Genomic DNA, 21,975 nt, shown 5'->3' with positions numbered 1-21,975 from the left:
GGCAGCCGATGGCGGTGACGGACATGGATGCGGAACTCGCCGTGTTGTTCGCCGACACGGGGGACGAGTCCGTGCCGGCCTACGAGCGGGTGAAACAGCTTGTGGCCGAGCAGATTCGCGCGAGCCGCTGGTCCGAGGGCGACCGGTTGCCGTCCGAGAGCCAGTTCGTCAACGCGCTGGGCCTGTCCCGGATGACGATCAACCGCGCACTGCGCGAGCTGACCAGCGACGGGCTGATCGTGCGGATGATGGGCGTGGGCACCTTCGTCGCCCGGACGAAGGCGGCCTCGCCGCTGTTCGAGGTGAAGAACATCGCCGATGAGATCCAGCAGCGCGGGCACCGGCATCGCACCGAGGTGATCACCGTGCGCGAGGAGCAGGCGGACGAGGAGCACGCGTTCCTGCCCGAGACCTTCGGCGCCACCGTGTTCCACTCGGTGCTGGTGCACTTCGAGGACGACACGCCTATCCAGGTGGAGGACCGCTTCGTGAACCCCGCCGAGGCGCCCGACTACCTCGCGCAGGACTTCACGAAGCTCACCCCGAACGACTACCTGAGCCGCGTCGCACCCCTCACCCGGGGCGAGCACGTGGTCGAGGCGGTGCTGGCCGGCGCGCAGGAGTGCCGCCTGCTGCGCATCGACCGCGGCGAACCGTGCCTGCTCATCCGGCGCCGGACATGGTCCGAACGCGGACTGGTGAGCACCGCGCGGCTCATCCATCCGGGCTCGCGCAGCCGCCTCGAGGGCGCGTTCACTCGCTGAGTGCGACCAGCTCCGGATGGAACGTGGCCACCATCCGCCGCAGCCCCTCGCGCCAGTCGACCGTGGTGCCGCCGATGAGTTCGCGCATCCGCGTCGAGTCGGTCGGATTGCCGCGCAGGGCCTCGGCGCTGTCCTCGAAGACCGGTTCCTTGCCGATCAGCGAGCCGAGGTAGCCGCACCACTCCTGCAGGCTGACGATCTCCCCACCGCACCAGTTGACCGTCGTCGCCGGTGTCGAGGCCGCGGCCAGCAGCCTCGGGATCGAGGCGACGATGTCGTCCTCGTGGATCGGGTTGTAGCGGGCCGGTCCGCCGGCCGGGACCGGGATCGGGATGCCGGCCAGGATCATCTCCATGTGGTAAAACGGCCACCCGCCGTTGTTGCCGTACGGGACATTGAGCCGGGCGATGATGGTGGGCAGGCCCAGGGTGCGCGCCATCGTGCGGGCGACGACCTCGCCGGCGATCTTGGAGATGGAATAGGTCGGGAACAGGGGCTTGTGGTTGTCGCCGAGGGCGGCGTGCTCGGTGCGGGGTTCGTCGCCCGGCGGGTCGTACACGGCCGCCGACGAACAGTGCAGAAACGCCTTCGCGGTGCGGCAGTGGGCCATCAGCAGGCCGACGGACTCCGCGTTCGCGCCCAGATCCTTGTCCCAGTTCCCGCTCTTGGCCACGGCCAGGTTCAGTACGTAGTCGAAATCGGACGGAAGTGCGGTGAAGTCTCCGGCGGCGAGGTCGACGGTCTCGCATCGCACACCGGCACCCTCGAGTGCCGTACGGGCCGCGGGGTTGCTGAATCGGGCGATGCCCCAGACTTCGTTGTCGGCCGCGAGCGCGCGGGCTATGGGAGCAGCGACCTGCCCGGTCGGACCGGTGATCAAGATCTTGGAGCCATGCATGCGCCGATGGTAGGCGAATGCCGGTCGGCCCCAACCATATTTGCGCATCCTGTGCCGGTGGCCGAGACACCGGGCCTAGGGCCGACCCGGGTCCGTGCCCGCGAACAGTGCCTGGACATCGCGGGCGAACGCCGCGGTGTCCGTCAGATCGAAAGCAACCCGCTGCAGCAGGAATCCATGCAGCAGGCCCATCACCACCCGCGCGCCGTGCTCCGGCTCGACAGCGGGGGCAACCGTGCCCGCCGTGCGATGCTGGAGTCCGGCGAGATCGACGCGCTCGTCTCGGTCGACGTCCCCCGGGCCCTGCGCGACGGCTCGACGACGATCGCCCGGCTCTTCCCGGACTACGAGCGCGTCGAGCGCGACTACTACCGGCGCACGGGGATCTTCCCGCCGATGCACATTGTCGCGGTCCGCCGGGAACTGGTGGAGCACACCGAGATGCTGAGATCGGTGTACCGCGCGTTCGTCGAGGCCAAGGAACTCGTCCAGGAGGCGTATCGCCACGACGCCGGCAAGCAGCACATGAGCCTGCTCACCCCGTGGTCCAGCAGTCACTTCGACGAGAACGAGGCGCTGCTCGGCCACGACTGGTGGCCCTACGGGCTGCGGGCGAATCGCGCGGCGCTCGACACGTTCCTGCGCTACCACTACGAACAGGGCCTGTCCGGGCACCTGCTCACCAGCGAGGACATCGTCGTCCCCGCATTCCTGGACACCTGAGCGCGCCGTTCTCGGCACTCGGGTGTCCACGTCCGGTGCAGATCTACGCGCCCGGCTCCGGGTGGTTCGTCGGGGTGTGGATGATGTCGAAGTAGACGGACTTGTCGCCGGCGTTGGGGTACACGCGGTAGGTGAACTGCTTGTCGGTGAGCGTGACGATGTCGACCACGCGGCGGGATTGTTCCTGTCCCGCAGCATTTTTCGCGACGATCGTGCGAGTCTTGCCGTCGGGGGAGACCGTCCAGTCGCCGTGCATCTTGGGCGAGTTGTCGAGATTGAACATCGTGAAGGTTCCGTTGGGCTCGAAGTAGGCGAAGCCGACGTAGTTCTTGACGTTGCTGTCGGTCAGTGCGACGGACCCGCCGTGCGCGTCCTGCGCAGAGGTGGTCTCCCACGGGGTGGAGGCCAGCGCCGCCGACGGCGAACCCGGCGCTACCGCAACCGACGTCGCGGCGGCAGCGGAACTCGGGGCGGCGGTGGAGGTGCTGTTGCTGCTGCAGGCGGCGAGTGCGCCGACCGCGGCGAGGGCGACGAGCGCGGCGAGGGCGACGAGCGCGGAGACGAGTTTCTTCATGGGATTCTTCCTTTCGATCAGGACGCGGCGGGGACGCCGGCCACGCGCCGTTCGCCGTTGTTGCGCTCCTGCCAGCGGCGGTAGACCTCGACCGCATCGTCGCGGGACTCGTGGCGCATGGGCAGGCGGCGCTCGTCCCACGGCTTGGCGAACTCGCCGTAGAAGGTGTCGAACTCGAAGTACTTCCGGTCGTCGACGTAGTGCGGCTCGTACGCGTCACGGGTGGTCAGGAATACGACCTCGTCGGGCGAGCAGTAGTAGAGCGCGCCCAGGCACATCGGGCAGGGCAGGGCCAGGATGTAGATGGTGGCGCCGGTCAGATGCTCGGTCCCCAGCTTGGTGCAGGCCTCGCGGATGGCGAGGATCTCCGCGTGCGCGGTCGGATCGCTGGTCTGGGCGACCCGGTTCGGGCTCTCGGCGAGAATCTCGCCGTCCTTGACGATGACGGTGGCGAAAGGTCGCCCGCCCTCCTCGACGTTCCGGCACGCGATATCGATGGTGTGCGGTGCGAAATCCATTGTGATCCTTATGATTCGATGGTTCGGTCAGAAGGGCTTGGTGGGCAGGTACTTGCCGTCCAGGGTGATCACGGCGCGCTCACCGCCCTCGGGGTCGGCCACCTTGCGCACGTCGAGCTTGAAATTGATGGCGCTGATGATGCCGTCGCCGAACTGCTCGTGCACCAGGGCCTTGAGCGTGGTGCCGTAGACCTGCAGCATCTCGTAGAAGCGGTAAATGGTTGGGTCGGTGGGGATTCCGCCGGGAATCGAGCCGCGGGTCGGGATGGTCTGCAACAGGCTCGCGGCGTCGTCGCCGAGACCGAGCAGCTCGGCCACGGCCACGGCCGCCGATTCCGGCAGCGGATGCTGGCCGAGCACCGCGGCGGTGACGAACGCCGTCGAATAGCCTGCGGCGTCGGCGATCTGCTCCCAGGTCAGGTCCTTGGCGATCTTGGCCTCGACGGCGGTCACGGCCAGGGCCTGCCGCGCCGCGGGATCGAACTGTGCGTGCACCATGGTGTGCATTCCTTTCGTTGCACCGCCGTACCGTTCGGCGGCATCCGATGGGGGAGAGGGGATTTCAGTCGCCGGAGGAATCGACGGACGCGATCGAGCCGGAGCCGATGTCGAACACCCAGCCCTCGAGGGCGACGCGATCGTCGGCCAGGGCGCGGGCGACGGCGGGGTGTGTGGTCAGATTGGCAAGCTGCGCACGGACATTCGCCCGTACCATCGCGGCCACGGCGTCGGGGCCGGTGGAGCGGACCACCGCGGCATCGGCGTGGCGCAGCCATCCCGCCACCGTCGGCGTCGCGGTCAGGTCCTGGCGTTCGGCGAGCGCGGTCATCGCACCGCAGCTCGAATGCCCGCACACGACGATGCGGCGCACCCCCAGCACCTCGACCGCGTATTCGACACTGGCGGTGACGCCGTCGCAGTCGGCGCGATAGGCGGGAACGAGGTTGCCCGCGGTGCGGATGACGAACAGCTCGCCCGGTTCGCTACTGGTGATCAGCTCGGGCACCACCCGCGCGTCGGAGCAGCCGACGAACAGCGTGTGCGGGGCATGGGTGCTAGCCAGGCGAGTGAACAGTCCCGCCTTGGCGGGGAACACGGTGTCGCGGAAGGTGGTGACTCCGGTGGCGAGGTCGAGCATGGAACGCTCCCGTCGGTGTGTGCCGGCCTGACGGCCCTGACCCATCTAGAGTGGCCCACCTGGTGCTATAGCGTCCAATACTTGTATTCCATCGTAGCGATAGATGACATCAATACTCAGGCGTCGGGCGCGCTTTCGTAGACGATCGCCGCGAACGCGCGGGCCGCGGCCGAGTGGTACGCCGAACTCCGCCGCAACAGGCTCACGGTCCGGCTGGGCAGGCGCGGGGTCACCGGCACCGGACGCAGGTCGGCGTGGACGTGCGTGATCGCGTCGGGCAGCACGGTGGCCAGGGAACCGCGCCGGACGAACTCGAGCAGCGCGGCGATCGAGTTCGCCTCGACCGCGATCTGCGGGTCGACCCCACACTCGGCGAAATAGCGGTCGATGTGCGTCCGCGTCGCGAAGTCGGCGCTGAGCAGGCCCAGCGGCTCGCGGGCGAGGCGGTCGGCCGGCAGCGGACCGGCGGTCGCGGCGAGCGGATGGTCCGGGCCGACGACCAGGCTGAGCGTTTCGACGAACAGCGCGGTGGCCTCGATGCCCGCGGCGTGCGTGCCGGTGAACGCGATGCCCAGGTCGAGGCGGTTGGCGCTGAGCTCCGCCTCGATCCGATCCTGGGTCGTCTCCCGGACGGTGACCGTGATGCCCGGATACTCGGAGCGGAACCGGTGCACCAGCGGCCCGATGAAATAGGCGGTGAACGTCGGGGTCATGGCCACCCGCAGGTGCCCGCGGGTCAGGTCCTGCACATCGTGCACCGCGCGCTCACCGGCGTCCAGATCCCGCAGCGCCAGGCGCGCGTGCTGCGCGTACACCTCGCCCGCGTCGGTCAGCCGGACCATGCGGCCCGACCGGTCCAGCAGCGCCACCCCGAGCGCGCGCTCGAGCTGTTTGATCTGTTGCGAGAGCGTCGGCTGCGAAATATGCAGCGATTCGGCCGCCCGGGTGAAGTTGCGGTGGTCGGCCACGGCGAGCAGATATCGGATGTGGCGCAGTTCCATCGGACAACCATATGCTCGAGCGCCCGCGTCACCTCGGTGTCGTTGCCGTCGGCGGGCCGGTGGGTGCGGGCGTGCTGTTCGCGGCCGGGTCGGCGCCTGTGACGGCGTCGGGGCCGTAGAAGACCGGCAGCATTCCCTTCACAAGGACCAGCACCGACCTCTCGCCCGAGGGGACCGTCGCCAGATTCGTGCCGACCGTGATCGTGAGGCCCGAGTCCGGGTCGTGGCCCATGAACGTCATGAATCCCGGGAGCAGACCGTCGTGGCCGAACATGTGCGCGCCGAAGCGCACAATGCCGAGGCCGTACCCCCTCAGCTCGGGGTTTGCCGGATCGGTCGGCATGATGCTGTTCATTCGGATCCGCTGCCATTTCGGGTCGAGCAGATTGCCGGAAACGAGTGCCTTCACATAGGTCGTCATGTCGCCGACCGTCGAGATCGCCGCGCCGGCGGTCCAGGTCCAGGACGGGCTCGAGGTCGTATGATTCTCCGGTTTCAAGGCTCCGGCGAGGGCTTGCGCCTCCTGATCGGGCGGCAGCGCGAAGGTATCGGTCGTGGAGGTCATGGTGCCGAAGGCATAGCCCTGCGGATGCGGATTCGGCATCGAGGAGTCCGATGCCGCGGGGAAGGAGGTGTGCGACAGCCCGAGCGGAGTGAAGATGCGCCGCTGGAAGTTCTCGGCCACCGGCATATTCGTGACCTTCTCGATGACCAGACCGAGCAATATGGTGTTGGTATTGCAGTATTCGAATTTCGCACCGGGCTGGAAATTCACGGGGTGCGCGAACGTGATGGCCAGCAGCTGCTGGGGCGTCCAGACCTTCTGCGGATCGTTGTCGATAGCGGCGCTGAACTGCGGATCGAACGAGTAGCTGTAGAGCCCGCTGCGCATCTCCGCCAGTTGCGCGAGGGTGATCCGGTCACCGTTCGGCACGCCCGGCTCGTACTTGGCGATCGGATCGTCGAGGGAGAGCTTGCCCTCCTGCGCGAGTTGCATGATGACCGTGACCGTCATCGTCTTGGTATTGCTGCCGATCCGGAAATGGTCGTCTACCGAGAGCGCGGCGTTCTCGCCGATCGTCCCGGTGCCGAATGTCGCGGTCCAATTCCCCTGCTTCGGCGATTGGACCTCGACGACCGCGCCGGGAATGACGTTGTCCTTCATCAACTTTGTGATGATCGGGCGCAACGTCGCGGCGTACGCGGGTTCGTTCGGCCCGCCCGATCCGTGCGACGAACCGCACCCCGCCGCGAACCCCAGCCCCACGGCCAGCACGGCCGCCCCGATTTTCCGCCTGTATTTCATGGCAACCATCCGGATGTACTGACACATCGCTATCTGGGCGTTTGCCAGAATACCGCCGCACCGACCCGGTTACGCGACGGTCAAAGGTCCCGAATCATCGGCAAACGTTGGTGGCACGCCGATTTGGCACGTCGGGCCGCTCCACCGCGGCGGCGACATTTGCTGCGTCAGATCTCAAGGGTGTCAATTTAATTGACGCCGACCTTTCAAATGTCAACTGGGGGCGCGAAACCGCTGCATTGCACATGCGGCGAACGCGAGATGTCCGGGTTGGAGCGGTGCTGCTACCTGACATCCGGTAGGGGCGATGCAACCGGCCGGACGCTGGTTGCGCACTGCGTTGCGGGTGTGCGATGATCTTCGCGATCGTGATCCGGCAGTAGGAGGTGAGACCCATGTACGCAGCATTCGTATTGGGGGCTCCCCTCCCGTCACGGTCACACGACTGAGGTAGTCGCACTGGGAGCGCCCGAAACGCACATCGCGAAAGGCGACTCCCATGAACACAACACCTTCTTCGATTCCCGCCACTTCTGACGGCGCTGTCGCGCCGCGGTACGGGAATTGGCCGATGGCCGACCAACAGGTCGATGCCACGAAACAAGCGGACAACTCGGATAAGCGAGCCCTGGTGCTCGGCGGGGCCGGAGCGGCCGGCAATGCCTGGGCGCTCGGTCTCATCGCGGGCCTGGCCGAGGCCGGGGTCGATCTCACCGAGGCCGACCTCGTCATCGGGACCTCGGGCGGATCGACGGCGGCCGTGCAGATCACCAGCGGGACACGTCCCGCCGAACTGTATGCCGCCATCCTCGAGGCAGGGCCCCAGCCGCGGGCCCCGTACGCCGGATCGGACCGGGGCGGACGCGCTCCGGCATTCTCGGGGCAGACCTACATGGAATGGTCGGGCGGTATCATCGCCGCCGCGACCGACGCGTCCGACATGCGCCGCCGGATGGGTGCCGCAGCGCTGGAGATGGACACTTCCGACGGCTCCGGCCAGACGCGTTGGCGTGACATCGTCGCGTCCCGCCTCCCCGCCCGGGACTGGCCGCAGCGGCAGGACGTCCGCATCGCGGCCGTCGACGCGCACACCGGGGAACCGGTCGCGTTCGACCGCCACAGCGGTGTCGATCTGGTCGACGCGGTGGCCGCCAGCACGAGCAACGGCTTCGGTCCCTTCCCGCCCTATCGCATCGGCGAGCGCCGATACCTCAACGGCGGCTACCGACGCAGCGAAAACGCCGACCTGGCAGCCGGATACGGGCGGATCCTGGTGATGTCACCGTTCAGCGGCAAGTCGCGGACGCCGCGGGAGTGGGGCATGGACCTCGCCACCCAGGTCGACGAGCTGCGCGCCGCGGGCAGCAGGGTCGAGACCGTCTTTCCCGACAGCGGTGCGGGAAAGGTGTTCGACGCCAACGCATTGGATCCCTCGACGCGCCTGCAGGCCGCGCGCGGAGGATACGACCAGGGACGAGCCCTCGCGGTGACACTCGCCCAATTCTGGCGTTAGCGTCCGGGCGCTACGCAGCCCTGCGCCTGCTCGATCAGTAGCAGGCGCAGGGCTGCGGGCGTGCTCACGAACACTTCCACCATCGACGACAGGTGTGCGATCAGCTCCGTCACCGGGAGGACGAGCTTGCCGGATTCGGGCGGTGAGGCCGCAAGCTCGTCAGCCCGGCGGAGTCTGCAACCCGGGGACGGCGCAGGACGACGGAGGCGGGGACCGATCGTGCGGAACGACGGGCCCGTTCGCCGCGGACGGGCATGATGGTCCTTGCCTCCCGCGACGGGTTTCCCTCGACGGAGGCACGGAATCGGCCGCGCGGGTCAGGGCCGATTGTTCACCGGAGGCAGTCCGGGGCGGCAGGTGTGCCGGTCCCGGGAGGGAGCAACTCGATGTCGATCGCTATCACCGAAGACCATGTGGCGCTTGCCGATACGGCCGCCCAACTGTTGCGTAGGCGCGATGCGCGCGGGGCGGGGCGGGCGTTGCTGGAGGCGGAGGCCGAGACGCCACCGCCGTTCTGGGACGAGATCGCCGGGCTGGGCTGGCTGGGACTGCATCTCCCGGAGGAGTTCGGCGGGTCGGGGTACACGCTCGAGGAACTCGTGCTCGTCGTGGCGGAGTGGGGGAGTGCGGTCGCCCCGGGGCCGTTCGTGCCGACGGTGATCGCGAGCGCGTTCATCGCCGTTGCGGGCGAACAGGTTACGCGGGAGAAGCTGCTGCCGGGCCTGGCCGACGGCTCGACCGCGGCGGCCGTGGCCACGACGCCGGGGCTGAGCCTCGACGGCGACAGGGTGAGCGGTTCGGTCGTGGTGCTCGGGGGCGGGCTGGCCCGGCTGCTGGTGCTGACCGCCGGAGACGATGTTGCCATCGTCGAACCCGGTGACGGCGTGCGGATCACGATGCCGAAGAACCTCGATCCGACCCGCCGGGCCGCCCGCATCGCGCTCGACGCCGTGCCGGCGATCGTGGTGCCGGGCGCGGCGCGCACGCTGCTGGATCTGCAGCGGGTGATCCTGTCGGCCGAGGCTGCCGGTGTCGCCGCCGAGGCCACGCGGCTGGCCGCCGAATATGCCGGGAGCCGTATCCAATTCGGTCGTCCGATCGGCATGTACCAGGCGGTGAAGCATCATTGTGCCAACATGGCCGTGGTCACCGAGATGGCCGCTTCGGCGGTGTGGGACGCCGCACGGGCGGCGGGCACGGGCGGCGATCAGCTGTCCTACGCCGCGGCCGTGGCCGCCTCGATCGCCGGTCCCGCGGCGGACTTCTGTGCCAATCACATGACCCAGGTGCACGGCGGCATCGCCATCACCTGGGAGCACGACGCGCACCTGTTCATGCGGCGCGCGACGGCGCTGCGGCATCTCCTCGCGCCGGACCGCGCGGCCGCGGATCTGGTCGACCTGACCCGCCAGGGGATTTCGCGCGCCAAGGCGATCGAGTTGCCGCCCGAGGCCGCGGCCGTCCGTGCGGAGGTGCGGGAATTCGCCCGTGAGACAGCCGATCTCCCCGCCGCCGAACAGCGCACCAGGCTGATCGAGTCCGGATACGTGATGCCGCACTGGCCCGAGCCCTTCGGCCGCGGCGCGGGGGCAATCGAGCAGTTGGTGATCGAGCAGGAGTTCGAGGCGGCCGGGGTGGCGCGCCCGTCCTACGGCATCACCGCGTGGAATGTGCTCACCATCATCCAGCACGGCAACCCGGACCAGCTCGAGCGCTGGGTGCGGCCCGCGCTCGACCAGGAGGTCGTGTGGTGCCAGCTGTTCAGCGAGCCCGAGGCGGGGTCGGACGCCGCGGGCATCAAGACCCGCGCGACGCGCGTCGACGGCGGCTGGTTGGTGAACGGCCAGAAGGTATGGACCTCCGGTGCCCACGTGGCCGGGATGGGCTTCGCCACCGTGCGCACCGATCCCGATGTGCCCAAGCACCAGGGCATCACGATGATGGCGATCGATATGCACGCCAAGGGAGTCGAGGTGCGCCCGCTCCGAATGACCACGGGGAATTCGGAATTCAACGAGGTGTTCCTCACCGACGTCTTCGTGCCCGACGAGGACGTCGTGGGCCCGGTCGACGGCGGCTGGGCGGTCGCGCGCGCCACGCTCGGCAACGAGAGCGTGAGCATCGGCAGCGGCGGCGCCGGGGTGCTGACTTTTCCGGGCGCCGCGCTGGTTCCGCTGTTCGACGCGGCCCCCGAACGTCTCGCCGGCGGCGCGCCGCGCATCGGTCGCTACATCGCCGATCAGCAGGCAGTCGAACTCCTCAATCTGCGGGCGGCCGGGCGCGCCGTCGCGGGCGCCGGGCCCGGTCCCGAGGGCGCGATGGCCAAGCTCATCGTGTCGGAGCTGGGCCACGAATCGGCCGTCGTCGTCGGCGAACTCCTCGGCGAGGACGCATTGTTCATGGACGGATTTGCGGCCACGGGCAATCTGATGGTGCTGATGCATCGCGGCATGTCGATCGCCGGGGGCACCTCGGAGATCAAACGCAATCAGATCGGCGAGCGCATCCTCGGCCTGCCCCGGGACCCGCTGCTGCGATAGTGGGACGGCAGTCGCGCTGGTCGGCGGTCCGGGCCTGGGTTGGGAACGGTTATGCGCCAACGGCTCTCAGCGCCCGGCGAGCGCGGAGTGTGCGGCGGTCAAGCGATCTGCGTCACCGCGCTGTGTGTGATCGCCGGACACCTGATCGGCCCATTCGAGTAATCGGTTCGTGTGGGGGTCGGTGGCAGGGGTCCGGACGGAGGGGCTTCCCAAGGCGACCTCCCCGGTGGTTCCGTCGATGGCGATGAGGGTGCCTGCGGGGAACGCGCCCAACGGAGTACGGATCGAGGCGGCGTCGACGGTGAGATCGGCGACCCCCACTACCGCGGGTTTTCCGAGCGCTCGCGCGACAACGGCGGCGTGGCAGGTCGGCCCGCCGTGGGCGGTGAGAACTCCGGCGGCGGCGGCGAGACCGTGCATGTCGAGCGGTGAGGTATCCGGCCGCACCAGGATGACCGGACCGGACGCGGCCATGCGGACCGCCGAATCGGAGGTGGTCGCGATGGCGCCGACCGCGACGCCGGGGCAGGCGCCCTGCCCTCGCGCGAGCAGGTCGTGCGGGCCATCGAGCGCCATGCGCGGTGTGCGGGCCCGCTCGAGGTGCTGTGATGTGATGCGCAACAGCGCTTCTCGGGGCTCGATCATGCCCTCGTCGGCGAGGTCGACGGCGACACGGACCGCGGCGGAGGGGGCCATTTTGCCGCGGTGAACCTGCAGGATCCAGAGCTCGCCGGCCTCGAAAGTGAACTCGACGCAGCACGAGTCGCGATAGTGCGCTTCGATCCGGGCCAGGGCCGCGACCAGGCCGTCCCACACGACCGGCTCCCGAGCGGCCAGATCGTGCAGCGGCAGCGTGCGCGATCTACCGGACACGACATCGTCGCCCTGACCGCCGAACAGTATGTCGCCGAAGGGGATCGGTTCGCCGGTGTTGGGGTTGCGGCTGAAGGCGACCCCGGTGCCGCTGTGGTCGTCGCGATGCCCGTAGACCATCGCCTGGACGGTCACGGCCGTCCCGAGGTCGGGCGGGATATCGTGAATTGCGCGAAACGTGCGCGCACGCGGTGTATCCCAGGACGAGCAGATCGCGGTGATCGCGAGCTCCAACTGCTGGAAAGGGGCATTCAGAACTTGCGGCCCGGCCTGCCGTGAGATGAGGTCCTCGGTAGCTCGGATCGCGCGGTGAATGTCCTCCGGCTCATCGAGATTATCGACTTCGCCGGGATCGACCACAGCAGCCGAGAAACTCGACAGGAAACGCATCCGAGTGGCCAGGGCGAATTGCGGGTTGCCCGTCTCGGCCGCCAATCCCCGTGCGGTCGAGGGGGTGAGCCCGAGGTTGAGAACCGTGTCCATCATGCCGGGCATCGACACCGCTGCCCCGGAGCGAACGGACACCGTCAGCGGCTTCTCGGCGCCGCCGAAGCTGCGGTGTGTCACGGCCTCGAGGTCGCCGAGGGCGGAAAGCAGCTGGGGGACAAAGCCGTCGGGAAGTCGACCGTCACGCAGGAAGGCGCGGCAGACCTCGGTACCGATGACGAACCCGGCGGGCACGGGAAGACCGAGGCGGCACAGCTCGATGAGCCCGGATGCCTTGGCGCCCAGTACTTCCGGCGCCGGCTCGGTCACCGCCGACAGCGGCTGAATGTATCGCATCGTCAGAATCTCGGGATGCCGAGCGTGACCAGGAGATCTTCGTGCAACTGGAACCAGACCGTGTGATACGACGAGGTGCTGGTTGCCACGTACTCCAACTCGCCGGCCCGGGCCCGCGCGAGCGCGTCGGCGAGGCGCAGGCCGTATCGCTGGAATCTCGGCAGGGCCTCCGACAGCTGCGTGCAGATGGGCTGAACGCGAGCATCCAGGTTCGCGATCCGATCGAGAATCCGGGCGTCGTAACCCGGATCGGTGTGGTCGTTCGGGGCCATGACCCCGTGGGCGGATCGCATCTGCCACGCCGTGCACAGGTCGAGCATCTCCGGGTTGAGCGTCAGGAAACGCTGGTACGCCTGGGTAATTGCCGCCCCGGCGCCCGCCATCTCCAGCTCAGCCGCGATCTGCGCCGAATCCAGCACCCGCCCGGCGTCGGTGAGGCCCCACCCGCCGAAATCGCCGCGCGTATACGTGACATACCCGCTCGCGGCCAGGTCGATCAGATCGGACTCGACCACAGCCTCGGGCATCCCGGCCGCCGCCGCCATTCGAGCCGTATCGACGTATCCGATGCAGCGAAGGGTATGCAGCACAAGCGAACCGGTGCCGACCGGGCTTGGCGAAGGCACTTCATCCATTCGTCAATCTTAGGTTGACGTAATCGTCGACGTCAACTATTGGTTGACGACAGTGGCGGGGCTGACCCGCTTCGTGGACGACAGGAGAGTGCAATGACGGCTACCGGGAATACGTCGCATCATGGCAGCGGGGCACAACGGAAACGGGTGATCGTGGTGGGCGCCGGTATCGCCGGGCTGGCCGCCGCGCTGCGGATGCATCAGGCGGGCTGGGACGTCGTCGTCATCGAGCGCGCTCCGGCCCGGCGCAGCGGAGGCTACCTGGTCAACCTGCACGGCCCCGGCTACGACGCAGCCGAACGGCTCGGGCTGCTGCCCGCGCTGGCCCCGAAGGACATCGGATTCTTCACCTCGATCCTGGTCCACGCCGACGGCCGCGAGAAGTTCGCGATCCCCGCCGCCGTCGCGCAGGCGGCGGTCGGGAACCGGGCGCTGAGTCTGTTCCGGGGTGACCTGGAATCGGCGCTGTACGACGCGGTCGCCGACATTGCCGATATCCATTTCGGTACCACCGTGCAGGCGGTCACCCGCAACGACGGTGATGTCGGCGTCACCCTCAGCGACGGCGCCCACCTTCAGGCCGAGTTGCTCATCGGCGCCGACGGCGTGCACTCGCGAATCCGTGAACTTGTCTTCGGTCCCGAGGCGGACCATCTGGTGGACCTCGGACACATGGTGGGAGCCTTTCCGCTCGGGAAGGCGCCCGAGCACGTTCCGGAAGGGGCCGGCACCACCTTCCTCGGTCCCCGGCGCACGGCGGCGGTGATGAATCTGGGTGCGGATCGGTCCTCGGCGTTCTTCACCTATCGCTGCGTCGATCCCGGCGCCGAACTGACTCTCGGCGCCGCGCCCGCGCTCGCCCGGGCGTTCGGCGATCTCGGGGGAGGCGTCGCCGACGCCTTGGACCAACTTGCGGCCGACCCCGCCGCGGCGTATTTCGACACCGTCGGCCAGATCGTCATGGACCGCTGGAGCCGCGGCCGCGTGGTCCTGCTCGGCGACGCGGCGTGGTGCGTCACGGTATTCGCCGGCTACGGCGCCGCGCTCGCCCTCGACGGCGCGGACAGGCTCGGCGCCGCCCTCGCGGAAGAGTGTGATATTCCCGCGGCCCTGGAGGTCTGGGAGGCATCGCTGCGCCCGGAGGTTCGCAAGCGACAGGCCTTGGCCCGCAAGGGAATCAGCCGCTTCGCCCCGCCGTCGCGCATGCACGTCGTGGCCGGTGAACTCATGCTCCGCGCCATCCAGCTGCCCGGCATTCGCCACCTCGTGCACCGCGCCATCCAGCGCGCGAACAACTAGGCGCCGCAACGGATCCCGCTGCTCAGGAACAACGGTGAGGGCGGTCCTCGGAACCGCCCTCACCGTTTCGAGACCGAAACTAGCTCGGCGACTTGGTCAGATCGCCGTTCTCGTTCTCGGTGATATCCACGCCCTGGCCCTTGGAGCTGGTCTCGGTCTGGCCGATCAGGGTGTTCAGCCCGGTGATCCCGGAATCATCACCACCCTTGAGCTTGTCGAAGGCCGATTGCACGGTGTCGCCGAGTTTGCCCAGCGGAGCCGAGATCGTCTTGCACAGTGTGGGATTCGCCTTCGCGTCGGCCAGCGCGAGGCGAACCTCACGCTTGATGAACAACGCGGCCAGGCCGCCCTTCACGAATGCCGTGATCCGGCCCTTCGCTCCCTTCTTGAAGGTGCCGGCCTGCATCGGCTTGTACAGCCACCGATGGAAGGTGCCGAACGCCAGACCCGTGTGCGCGACGAACTTCGTCTTCGCGAACGAGGTGGTGTTCGTGGTCGGGCAGCTGGTGTCCTCCGCCTGCGCATCGGCGGCGGTCCCGGTCGGATCCGCCGGAATCGACTGATCCGCACCGCTGCTCGCGGTCGTCGACGAGCTCTTACAGCCGCCGACCAGCACTATTACCGGAATCATCAACAGAACCAGTATCCGCATAAGACGAGTCACGCCACACTCCAACTTTCGAGCCGATCAATTTCGGCCGTAGCGTACCCTGGCAACCGATCGGCAATCCACCTGTGCCGCAAAGATTTGCGCTCACCGCTCTCGGAAACCGGCGCTAGCGCTGCGGAACTCGCCGAGTCGCGCGCAGGATCGCGCCCCAGAACGGGAACCCTATGCGAATGCGGGGCCGCGCAGCGTTTGCTCGGGTGGCCGGCCGTAGTGGAGTTCGTAGACGACGGGGAAGAGGCGCGGCAGGAATCCCCACGCGCTGGCCACCGCCTCGATGGTGGTTTCCTCCGGGCGGTAGAACTCGAGATCGGCATGCGCCCCGGCCAATCGCACCCGGACGACGTCCGCGATCGGGGGCATCTCACGGTGCCGGATCCAGCACTCCTCCAACGCACGCACACTCAACCCGGCCTCGGCCGCCAGCCGGGTGACGGTCAGCGGCTCGCCGGGGTAGGCCTCGAGAAAATCCATGCACCGGCGGATCACGTGCGGGCCCCAGCTCGGCACCGCGGCATCCAGCGCCTCCCGGTCCGGATGGTCCAGCGACAAGAGCAGTTGTGCGAGTAGTTTCTGCTCGAGAGCAGGCCGTCCGATCGGAGTAACCTCGGGACCATCGCCGGCGACCCGCCGCACGGTCGACAGCCACACCCGATCCGGTACCTGGGGCGCCTCGGCCGGGCGGACGGGATGCCGGACCGGGTGGCCCAGCAGCGCCTCGAGCATGTCGGTCAATGCTCGTTGACCGACATCGACGGCTACCACCTGCCCGCGTTCCGGTGTGTCCACGTAGGCGTCCACCGACGGCCCGACGACGACCGCGTGACCGGGCGTCACCTCCACCTCGTGCAGGCGATCGACCACCCGCATCAGGTTGTGGATGGGGATTTCGACCAGATATCCGTGCTCGTCCGGCGTGTGCACGTGCATCCCGGTCACCGAGGATGTCAGCTCCACCCGAACGGGCCCCCGCGTGACCCGCCGCGTCCGTAAAATCGCTTGTTGTTTCATCAAGCACTCCGCAGCATGAGTTTCTTCGCGAAAAGAATTCTCCGTAAATAGGATAACTTGAAATTCGCTACAGCGCGCCCCCTCTCCGCGAATTCACGGATGGTCCACGGCCCGAGAATGATCTCAGTGTGCTCTCAGCGTCGGGCTGGCAAGCTCCGCTACGATCCACTCCGACACCTCGATCGAGAAGGGAAGTCTCCAGCATGGACTCGGCGCGCATCCGCACCGACTACAAGCTCCCCCAGGTCACCGTCCTGTTCTGGGTTTTGAAAATAGCCGCGACGACGCTCGGTGAGACAGGCGGCGACCTGCTGGCGCAAACCCTGCACCTCGGCTACGCCACCGCCTCGCTCCTGTTCCTGGCGATCTTCGCGGTCAGCCTGTTCGCTCAGCTCGGGGTTCGCCGCTTCCACCCCGCGCTCTACTGGACCGTCATCGCCGCCACCAGCACCGCCGGTACCACCATTTCCGACTTCCTCAACCGCGGGCCCGGCTCGGGCACCTCCACCGCCGGCGGACTGGGGTACGGGACCGGCGCCGCCATCCTCGTCACCGGACTGGCCGTCGTGTTCGTGATCTGGAAACTCAGCGGCCAGACCTACGACGTCACCAACATCACCAACCGTCGCGCCGAAATCCTCTATTGGACAGCCATTCTGCTGTCCAATACGCTCGGCACCTCCCTCGGCGACTATCTGTCCGACAGCTCCGGTCTCGGTTATGGGGGCAGCGCCGCGCTCATCGGCGCGGCTATGGCGGTCCTGCTGGCCGCCCATTACCTGACCCGCGTGTCCGGCGTGCTGTTGTTCTGGCTGGCATTCATTCTCACCCGCCCGCTCGGCGCCACGGTTGGCGATCTGCTGTCCAAACCCCACCACTCCGGCGGCCTTGCGCTCGGCACCTGGGGTACCTCCGCGGCCCTGCTCGCCCTCCTGGTCGCCGGAATCACCTACGGCCACAACAGGGTCCGCAACAAGGCGGCTGTCCCGGAAAAGACCGCCGTGAAACTGGGCAGCGCCGGATAGCCGGTCCTGCCGCCGCGATCGGGCTACCGGCCGACGCCCGGGCCGGTCTGAATCGAGGGCGCGTCGGTCGTGCGCCGGACAAGCAGGACTACCGCGAGGGCGAGGAACCAGACCATTCCGATATAGCGTCCCGCCGGGATGAAAATGGTGGCGGCCTCGAAAAGCAGTGACAACATCGACAGCAGTGACGCCGCGGCGATGACGAATCCGAACCAGCACAACCAACGCGGCAGCGCCCGGGTCTTCAGGCCGACACCCGCGACCGCTCCGACCAGCAGACCGAGCGTCGCGACATGCGGCGCGGCTCCGGTGACGAAGGTGATATCCGATATTGCCCGGAACACACGCAGATCGCCACCGGTACTGGGCCGGTTCGACACCCACTGCACAGAGGAGGAGACCAGTAGCAATGCCGCCGATACCGTGCCACCGGCGCGAATCACACCGGCATATCCGCCCTCGGGTGCGAGCCGTCGCGCGTAATCGGTTGCGTACGGGACGAATACCAGCAGCGCCAGTGCGCTCAATGCCTGGAAGAAGGCGCCGTAGGCAATGGCGCCGCGGGTGGTCTCCGCCAGGTACCGCGATACGGTCTCATCGGGCGAATAGGGTGTGAAAATCGGCGCATTGCCGTTCAGTCGGCCGGGTAGAACCAAGGAGACGACGAAGAACACCACATAGCAGATGGCGGCCATCGCGCCGATGCGCTGACGTCGTGGGTCGAGCGCGAACTCGGCACCGGACATGAGAATTCCTTATCGTCGAAGGGGATTGCGCTGTGCGGCTCGGAATGGTTCAGTCACAGGACGTTTCGATAACACGGGGCAACCGCACGGCGCACTCAGTGTGGCCGAATTCCGATCACCACCACATCCGCCGACGCGCGAACGCGGGACTACGTCGCAATGCGTATTCCCAGTCCAGGCAAGTCTCGATTGGGCCCGAGGTTACGGCTCCGGGCCCAGCTACCCACCTCTCGCGAAGGAGGCGAACTCGGGTCGTTACCGCTCCCGGACGGTGTAGTCAGGTGGGTGACCCGCTGTGCCGACTCCCACGGACCTGCTCCAGGGCAACGCGGCTCGCGTCCACGCTCTCGAACAGGCGGATTCCCTTGCCGAACAGCACGGGGTCTCGATGCCGTCGCTCCGGTCATGCTGGTCAGCACGAGAACCTCGAGTGCGGCAAGGCCGAGGGGCGCAAGGGGACCATGCTCGAAGCGCCGCCATATCGGAAAACGAGCTGGTCGAGCGGGTAAGCTGGATCTTTCGGCTGGGAACGGTCGAACGGTAGCGCGCCGCGGTTCGGGACGGCGTCGTGGTCAGTTCTCGGCCGCTCCCGGCGCGGCGGGGAGGGCGCTGTTGATGAGTATCGCGGCGATGGCGGCGGCGGTCGGGAGGGTCTCGATGCCGAGTGCTCGGGTGCGGGCCGAGGCGCCGTCGAGAAGCAGGGCCAGTTGTTCGCCGAGCTGCTGGGGGTCGGTGGCGCCGGCCTGGCGGGCAGTTTCGGTGAAGCGGGTGGCGACGGAGGTCTTGTAGTCGTGTGCGCGGCGGCGGGCCGGGTGGTGGGGGTCGGTGATCTCAACGGCGGCCGCGATGAAGGGGCACAGCGGTGTCACCTCCTGCGGTGGTACCGACTGTGGCTTGTCGAAGGCCGCGAGCAGCTTCTGCCGGGGGGTGAGATCGGTGCGGTCGAATACTTCGGGCATGGTGTCGGGATCGTGCCGGCGCAGGTATTCGGCTACGAGCTCGTCTTTGCCGCTGAAGTGCTGGTATGCGGTGCGCTTCGACACCTGGGCCACCGCGCAGAGCTGTTCCATGCCGGTATTGCTGATGCCCTGCTCACCGAACAGCTGCCGTGACGCCTCGAGGATCCGTTCGCGCGCGCCCCTGCCGCGACGTTGACCCCGGGGGCCCTTCTCCAACTCGGTCACGGTGTCATGCTACCGCGCGGGTAACGGTAGGTGTACTTAGCTTGCGCGTCGTCCTGTCGGCTGTTAGCTTAAGTACACCGAATCGTTCACATAACGCGATTCGTGCAGGTGGGAGCCGATTAAGTGACGCCTTCGGGTGGCCCGCCGGCGGACATTTCCGGCAATGCGAAAGAGGGAGTGATCATGGGAAAGCTCGATGGCAAGGTCGCGGTAATCACGGGCGGATCCAGCGGTATGGCGCTGGCGAGCGCCGAACTGTTTGTCCAGGAGGGCGCGTACGTCTACATCACCGGTCGGCGGAAAGCGGCGCTGGACGAGGCCGTCGAGCTTATCGGGCGCAATGTGACCGGTGTGCAGGGTGATGCTTCCGACCTGGCCGACTTGGACCGGCTGTTCGAGACGGTCGAACGGGAGCACGGCGCTATCGACGTGCTGTTCGCGAGTGCCGGGACGGCCGAGGCGGCCAAGCTCGGCGACATTACCGAAGCACAATTCGACAATACTTTCGGGCTGAACACCCGCGGCACGTTATTCACCGTGCAGAAAGCGCTGCGCTTGTTCAACGACGGTGGGTCGATCTTCATGACCGGGTCGATCGCCTCGGTCAAGGGTTGGCCGGATTACAGCGTCTACGCGGCGAGCAAGGCCGCGCTGCACGCATTGGCCCGCGTGTGGTTGTACGAGCTGAGGGAGCGGCGGATCCGGGTCAATGTGCTGAGCCCGGGCCAGATCGCGACGCCGATTCAGGAGCAGTTGTTCGACGCGGAGACCAAGGCGCAGTTCGAAGCCTTGATCCCGCGGGGGAAGATGGGCCGGCCCGAGGAGATCGCCACGGTCGCACTGTTCCTCGCCTCGAACGACTCGTCCTTCGTCAACGGTATGGAACTGGCCGTCGATGGCGGCACCTCCGCGATCTGATCTCACGAACGGATGCCGTCGGTCGGCTTTGATCCTGAATCCAGCTGTACACCAGTATATTTCACCTTGACCGGTGGCCTTCGATCGAGAGGGGCCCACCGGAAAACCGTGTTCTTTCCTCGTCACCGGCGGCTCGGAGGTTTCCTACCGGCCAGCCGTGTGGTCCGGGCTGAAAGATGGCGATCGACGCGATGAGAATGCCCTGCGCATCGGCCTGCTTCGGGTTGGTGATCGATCCGGACGGGCTGTGTACCGACCGGACGAGGTTCGGGTGCGGACCTATGCTCGCGAGAGAGTCCGAGGACGAGGCGGAGGTGGATTCATGGTGGGTGGTCGGCGGGTGGTGTTCGTGATGTTCGACGGCATGAAGATGCTGGATGTGACCGGGCCAGCGGAGGTCTTCGCGGAGGCGAATCTGCTCGGTGGTGCCTACAGCCTGGCCTATGTGTCCGTTTCGGCCGGTCCGGTGGTCGCGTCGAACGGGATGGAGCTCGCCGCCGGTCCGATCGCCGACTGTGGGGAGGCCGACAGCGTGGTGATCGCCGGCGGCGACTGTCTAGTCGGCCGTCCCGTTCCCGCCGGACTGATCGCCGCGATCGAGCAGCTGCGGCCCCGCACCCGTCGCATGGTGTCGATCTGTACCGGGTCGTTCGCGCTGGCCGCGGCGGGCGTGCTGTCGGGTCGCCGGGCGACCACGCACTGGCGGCACGCGGAGCTGCTGGCGCGCAGCTACCCGGATGTCCGGGTGCAGCCCGATGCGCTGTTCGTCGAGGACGACGGCGTGTTCACCTCGGCCGGCGTCACCGCTGGGATGGATCTCGCGCTCGCGCTGGTCGAACGCGATCACGGCGTCGACCTCGCGCGGGAGGTCGCGCGCGGTCTGGTCATGTTCATGCAGCGGCCCGGCGGGCAGTCCCAGTTCTCCGCGCCGCTGCGGGTGCGGCCGCCGCGGACCCCGGCGCTGCGGACCGTGGTCGATCTGATCGCCGCGCAGCCGGCGCTCGACCACAGCGTCGACGCGCTGGCCGACCGGGTGGGCGTCGGGCCCCGGCACCTGGCGCGACTGTTCGCCGGGGAGCTGGACACCACCCCGGCGAGGTATGTCGAGCAGGTGCGCCTCGACCATGCCAAGGTGCTGCTCGATGCCGGGCACACCGTGGCCGCGGCCGCCCGCTCGGCAGGATTCGGTAGCTCGGAGACGATGCGCCGAATCTTCGTGGCGCGCTTCGGAATTTCACCCAGCCAGTACCGGGCGCGGTTCGGCACGGCCGCCGGCGGGCGTCGCCGCGACGCCGACTGACAGTCCGGATCTGTGGGGTACCGGTCGCTCCGCGCGGTGTCCACCGCCGAATACGTCGGACTGGTGCGCGCTTACGCCGACAAGACCCGCCGATTCGAGCTCGACGGCGCGGAGGCGGCACGGAGTTTCCTGCTGCGCCACGGCCGTTCGGAGCGCGAGGCCCGCGATGTCTGGCTGGCCATCGCGCTGCACACCACACCCGAAGTGCCGCACCACCTTCCGCCCGAGGTGGCCGCGGTAACGCAGCGCGCCGAAGTCCTGGCGGCCCATCCGCGACCGGACTTCAAGAACAAGATTCTGCGGGCCTTCAACGAAGGAATGGCCGACCGCCCCGACACGACCTTCGGCACCATGAACGACGACGTGCTGGCGCACTTCGATCCGGCCTTCGTCCGCCGGGACTTCGTCGACATCATCCGCCACAGCGCCTGGCCGGAGTAGCGAGGGGCAGACAGGCGGGGCGCTACCAGTGTGCCGACCGGGGCGAACATGATGGCGGCATCGAGCGGTTCGGGCGGGAGATCGGTGGCGCCCCCGGCGCTGGCCGCACCGAGCGGGT

The 21,975-nt window shown here is 67.9% G+C and carries 21 protein-coding genes and 2 pseudogenes; 9 read left to right on the top strand and 14 right to left on the bottom strand.

What is annotated here, in order from left to right; genetic code table 11:
- The first annotated feature begins 8 nt into the window (after window positions 1-8).
- The gene (hutC, locus tag ABH933_RS23890; protein ID WP_429419561.1) at window positions 9-764 is read left to right on the top strand and encodes a histidine utilization repressor; all 756 of its coding nucleotides are present in this window, start codon (window positions 9-11) and stop codon (window positions 762-764) included.
- Here hutC and ABH933_RS23885 read toward each other — a convergent pair.
- Entirely contained in the window at window positions 754-1,662 is a 909-nt protein-coding gene (locus ABH933_RS23885; protein WP_429419564.1) for an NAD-dependent epimerase/dehydratase family protein, read from the bottom strand. The two genes, hutC and ABH933_RS23885, sit on opposite strands and share 11 nt — an antisense overlap.
- A 57-nt stretch (window positions 1,663-1,719) precedes the next feature.
- Here ABH933_RS23885 and ABH933_RS23880 point away from each other — a divergent pair, with 57 nt between their 5' ends.
- Window positions 1,720-2,385, top strand: coding sequence for a hypothetical protein (locus ABH933_RS23880; RefSeq protein ID WP_429419566.1), 666 nt, complete (start codon window positions 1,720-1,722; stop codon window positions 2,383-2,385).
- A gap of 43 nt (window positions 2,386-2,428) precedes the next feature.
- Here the strand turns inward: ABH933_RS23880 and ABH933_RS23875 are convergent, their stop codons facing one another.
- The 6 genes from ABH933_RS23875 to ABH933_RS23850 form a co-directional block, all read right to left on the bottom strand.
- Window positions 2,429-2,959 carry a DUF4822 domain-containing protein gene (locus tag ABH933_RS23875; RefSeq protein ID WP_429419568.1) on the bottom strand — a complete coding sequence of 177 codons (531 nt, stop codon included), beginning with the start codon at window positions 2,957-2,959 and terminating at the stop codon, window positions 2,429-2,431.
- A 17-nt stretch (window positions 2,960-2,976) separates the two neighbouring features.
- Entirely contained in the window at window positions 2,977-3,477 is a 501-nt protein-coding gene (locus tag ABH933_RS23870) for a nucleoside deaminase (RefSeq protein WP_429419569.1), read from the bottom strand.
- Between the two features lie 27 nt (window positions 3,478-3,504).
- The gene (cynS, locus tag ABH933_RS23865) at window positions 3,505-3,975 is read right to left on the bottom strand and encodes a cyanase (RefSeq protein WP_429419571.1); all 471 of its coding nucleotides are present in this window, start codon (window positions 3,973-3,975) and stop codon (window positions 3,505-3,507) included.
- A gap of 64 nt (window positions 3,976-4,039) precedes the next feature.
- Window positions 4,040-4,615, bottom strand: coding sequence for a carbonic anhydrase (locus tag ABH933_RS23860; RefSeq protein WP_429419573.1), 576 nt, complete (start codon window positions 4,613-4,615; stop codon window positions 4,040-4,042).
- A 116-nt stretch (window positions 4,616-4,731) separates the two neighbouring features.
- Window positions 4,732-5,616: a transcriptional regulator CynR gene (gene cynR, locus ABH933_RS23855; RefSeq protein WP_429419575.1), complete on the bottom strand. Its 885-nt coding sequence runs from the start codon at window positions 5,614-5,616 to the stop codon at window positions 4,732-4,734.
- 28 nt (window positions 5,617-5,644) lie between these two features.
- Window positions 5,645-6,922, bottom strand: a complete 1,278-nt coding sequence (locus tag ABH933_RS23850) for a serine hydrolase domain-containing protein (protein WP_429419577.1) — start codon at window positions 6,920-6,922, stop codon at window positions 5,645-5,647.
- A 571-nt stretch (window positions 6,923-7,493) separates the two neighbouring features.
- On the opposite strand from ABH933_RS23850, the gene ABH933_RS23845 reads away from it, so the two are divergent.
- Both ABH933_RS23845 and ABH933_RS23840 read left to right on the top strand, forming a co-directional pair.
- Entirely contained in the window at window positions 7,494-8,435 is a 942-nt protein-coding gene (locus ABH933_RS23845; RefSeq protein WP_429419579.1) for a patatin-like phospholipase family protein, read from the top strand.
- A 386-nt stretch (window positions 8,436-8,821) separates the two neighbouring features.
- Complete coding sequence (locus ABH933_RS23840) at window positions 8,822-10,975, top strand: acyl-CoA dehydrogenase (protein ID WP_429419581.1); 2,154 nt, start codon at window positions 8,822-8,824, stop codon at window positions 10,973-10,975.
- A gap of 66 nt (window positions 10,976-11,041) precedes the next feature.
- On the opposite strand, the gene ABH933_RS23835 is transcribed toward ABH933_RS23840, so the two are convergent.
- Both ABH933_RS23835 and ABH933_RS23830 read right to left on the bottom strand, forming a co-directional pair.
- Window positions 11,042-12,631 carry a pyruvate, phosphate dikinase gene (locus ABH933_RS23835; protein WP_429419583.1) on the bottom strand — a complete coding sequence of 530 codons (1,590 nt, stop codon included), beginning with the start codon at window positions 12,629-12,631 and terminating at the stop codon, window positions 11,042-11,044.
- Between the two features lie 2 nt (window positions 12,632-12,633).
- Entirely contained in the window at window positions 12,634-13,266 is a 633-nt protein-coding gene (locus tag ABH933_RS23830; RefSeq protein WP_429455088.1) for a hypothetical protein, read from the bottom strand.
- A 93-nt stretch (window positions 13,267-13,359) separates the two neighbouring features.
- Between ABH933_RS23830 and ABH933_RS23825 the strand changes: the two genes are divergently transcribed.
- A complete protein-coding gene (locus ABH933_RS23825; protein ID WP_429419586.1) occupies window positions 13,360-14,565 on the top strand; it encodes an FAD-dependent oxidoreductase in 1,206 nt (401 codons plus the stop codon).
- A 79-nt stretch (window positions 14,566-14,644) separates the two neighbouring features.
- Here ABH933_RS23825 and ABH933_RS23820 read toward each other — a convergent pair whose 3' ends face one another.
- Window positions 14,645-15,229 carry a hypothetical protein gene (locus ABH933_RS23820; RefSeq protein WP_308166536.1) on the bottom strand — a complete coding sequence of 195 codons (585 nt, stop codon included), beginning with the start codon at window positions 15,227-15,229 and terminating at the stop codon, window positions 14,645-14,647.
- Window positions 15,230-15,397: 168 nt separating this feature from the next.
- Window positions 15,398-16,243, bottom strand: coding sequence for a hypothetical protein (locus ABH933_RS23815; protein ID WP_429419588.1), 846 nt, complete (start codon window positions 16,241-16,243; stop codon window positions 15,398-15,400).
- Between the two features lie 203 nt (window positions 16,244-16,446).
- Here ABH933_RS23815 and ABH933_RS23810 point away from each other — a divergent pair, with 203 nt between their 5' ends.
- Window positions 16,447-17,268 carry a COG4705 family protein gene (locus ABH933_RS23810; RefSeq protein ID WP_429419590.1) on the top strand — a complete coding sequence of 274 codons (822 nt, stop codon included), beginning with the start codon at window positions 16,447-16,449 and terminating at the stop codon, window positions 17,266-17,268.
- Between the two features lie 23 nt (window positions 17,269-17,291).
- On the opposite strand, the gene ABH933_RS23805 is transcribed toward ABH933_RS23810, so the two are convergent.
- Entirely contained in the window at window positions 17,292-18,014 is a 723-nt protein-coding gene (locus ABH933_RS23805; protein WP_429419592.1) for a hypothetical protein, read from the bottom strand.
- Window positions 18,015-18,586: 572 nt separating this feature from the next.
- The gene (locus ABH933_RS23800; protein ID WP_429419594.1) at window positions 18,587-19,198 is read right to left on the bottom strand and encodes a TetR/AcrR family transcriptional regulator; all 612 of its coding nucleotides are present in this window, start codon (window positions 19,196-19,198) and stop codon (window positions 18,587-18,589) included.
- Between the two features lie 183 nt (window positions 19,199-19,381).
- Here ABH933_RS23800 and ABH933_RS23795 point away from each other — a divergent pair, with 183 nt between their 5' ends.
- The 3 genes and pseudogenes from ABH933_RS23795 to ABH933_RS23785 all read left to right on the top strand — a co-directional run.
- Complete coding sequence (locus ABH933_RS23795; RefSeq protein ID WP_429419596.1) at window positions 19,382-20,116, top strand: SDR family NAD(P)-dependent oxidoreductase; 735 nt, start codon at window positions 19,382-19,384, stop codon at window positions 20,114-20,116.
- Window positions 20,117-20,438: 322 nt separating this feature from the next.
- Window positions 20,439-21,416, top strand: coding sequence for a GlxA family transcriptional regulator (locus ABH933_RS23790; RefSeq protein ID WP_429419598.1), 978 nt, complete (start codon window positions 20,439-20,441; stop codon window positions 21,414-21,416).
- A 54-nt stretch (window positions 21,417-21,470) separates the two neighbouring features.
- A pseudogene (locus tag ABH933_RS23785) lies at window positions 21,471-21,857 on the top strand (diguanylate cyclase); the annotation flags it as partial.
- A gap of 5 nt (window positions 21,858-21,862) precedes the next feature.
- Here the strand turns inward: ABH933_RS23785 and ABH933_RS23780 are convergent.
- Window positions 21,863-21,970, bottom strand: a pseudogene (locus tag ABH933_RS23780) (alcohol dehydrogenase); the annotation flags it as partial.
- Window positions 21,971-21,975 lie beyond the last annotated feature (5 nt).

It is taken from the genome of Nocardia sp. GP40 (assembly GCF_050434125.1).
Classification (GTDB): domain Bacteria; phylum Actinomycetota; class Actinomycetes; order Mycobacteriales; family Mycobacteriaceae; genus Nocardia; species Nocardia albiluteola.
Note: the sequence above shows the minus strand (reverse complement) of the source record. Positions and strands in the feature narration are given on the sequence as shown.

Bases quoted from the DNA above. Each gene is read 5' to 3' on its own strand.
- hutC (WP_429419561.1), top strand. From the start codon at position 9: ATGGCGGTGACGGACATGGATGCGGAACTCGCCGTGTTGTTCGCCGAC.
- ABH933_RS23885 (WP_429419564.1), bottom strand. From the start codon at position 1,662: ATGCATGGCTCCAAGATCTTGATCACCGGTCCGACCGGGCAGGTCGCT.
- ABH933_RS23875 (WP_429419568.1), bottom strand. From the start codon at position 2,959: ATGAAGAAACTCGTCTCCGCGCTCGTCGCCCTCGCCGCGCTCGTCGCC.
- ABH933_RS23870 (WP_429419569.1), bottom strand. From the start codon at position 3,477: ATGGATTTCGCACCGCACACCATCGATATCGCGTGCCGGAACGTCGAG.
- cynS (WP_429419571.1), bottom strand. From the start codon at position 3,975: ATGGTGCACGCACAGTTCGATCCCGCGGCGCGGCAGGCCCTGGCCGTG.
- ABH933_RS23860 (WP_429419573.1), bottom strand. From the start codon at position 4,615: ATGCTCGACCTCGCCACCGGAGTCACCACCTTCCGCGACACCGTGTTC.
- cynR (WP_429419575.1), bottom strand. From the start codon at position 5,616: ATGGAACTGCGCCACATCCGATATCTGCTCGCCGTGGCCGACCACCGC.
- ABH933_RS23850 (WP_429419577.1), bottom strand. From the start codon at position 6,922: ATGAAATACAGGCGGAAAATCGGGGCGGCCGTGCTGGCCGTGGGGCTG.
- ABH933_RS23845 (WP_429419579.1), top strand. From the start codon at position 7,494: ATGGCCGACCAACAGGTCGATGCCACGAAACAAGCGGACAACTCGGAT.
- ABH933_RS23840 (WP_429419581.1), top strand. From the start codon at position 8,822: ATGTCGATCGCTATCACCGAAGACCATGTGGCGCTTGCCGATACGGCC.
- ABH933_RS23835 (WP_429419583.1), bottom strand. From the start codon at position 12,631: ATGCGATACATTCAGCCGCTGTCGGCGGTGACCGAGCCGGCGCCGGAA.
- ABH933_RS23830 (WP_429455088.1), bottom strand. From the start codon at position 13,266: ATGGATGAAGTGCCTTCGCCAAGCCCGGTCGGCACCGGTTCGCTTGTG.
- ABH933_RS23825 (WP_429419586.1), top strand. From the start codon at position 13,360: ATGACGGCTACCGGGAATACGTCGCATCATGGCAGCGGGGCACAACGG.
- ABH933_RS23815 (WP_429419588.1), bottom strand. From the start codon at position 16,243: ATGAAACAACAAGCGATTTTACGGACGCGGCGGGTCACGCGGGGGCCC.
- ABH933_RS23810 (WP_429419590.1), top strand. From the start codon at position 16,447: ATGGACTCGGCGCGCATCCGCACCGACTACAAGCTCCCCCAGGTCACC.
- ABH933_RS23805 (WP_429419592.1), bottom strand. From the start codon at position 18,014: ATGTCCGGTGCCGAGTTCGCGCTCGACCCACGACGTCAGCGCATCGGC.
- ABH933_RS23795 (WP_429419596.1), top strand. From the start codon at position 19,382: ATGGGAAAGCTCGATGGCAAGGTCGCGGTAATCACGGGCGGATCCAGC.
- ABH933_RS23790 (WP_429419598.1), top strand. From the start codon at position 20,439: ATGGTGGGTGGTCGGCGGGTGGTGTTCGTGATGTTCGACGGCATGAAG.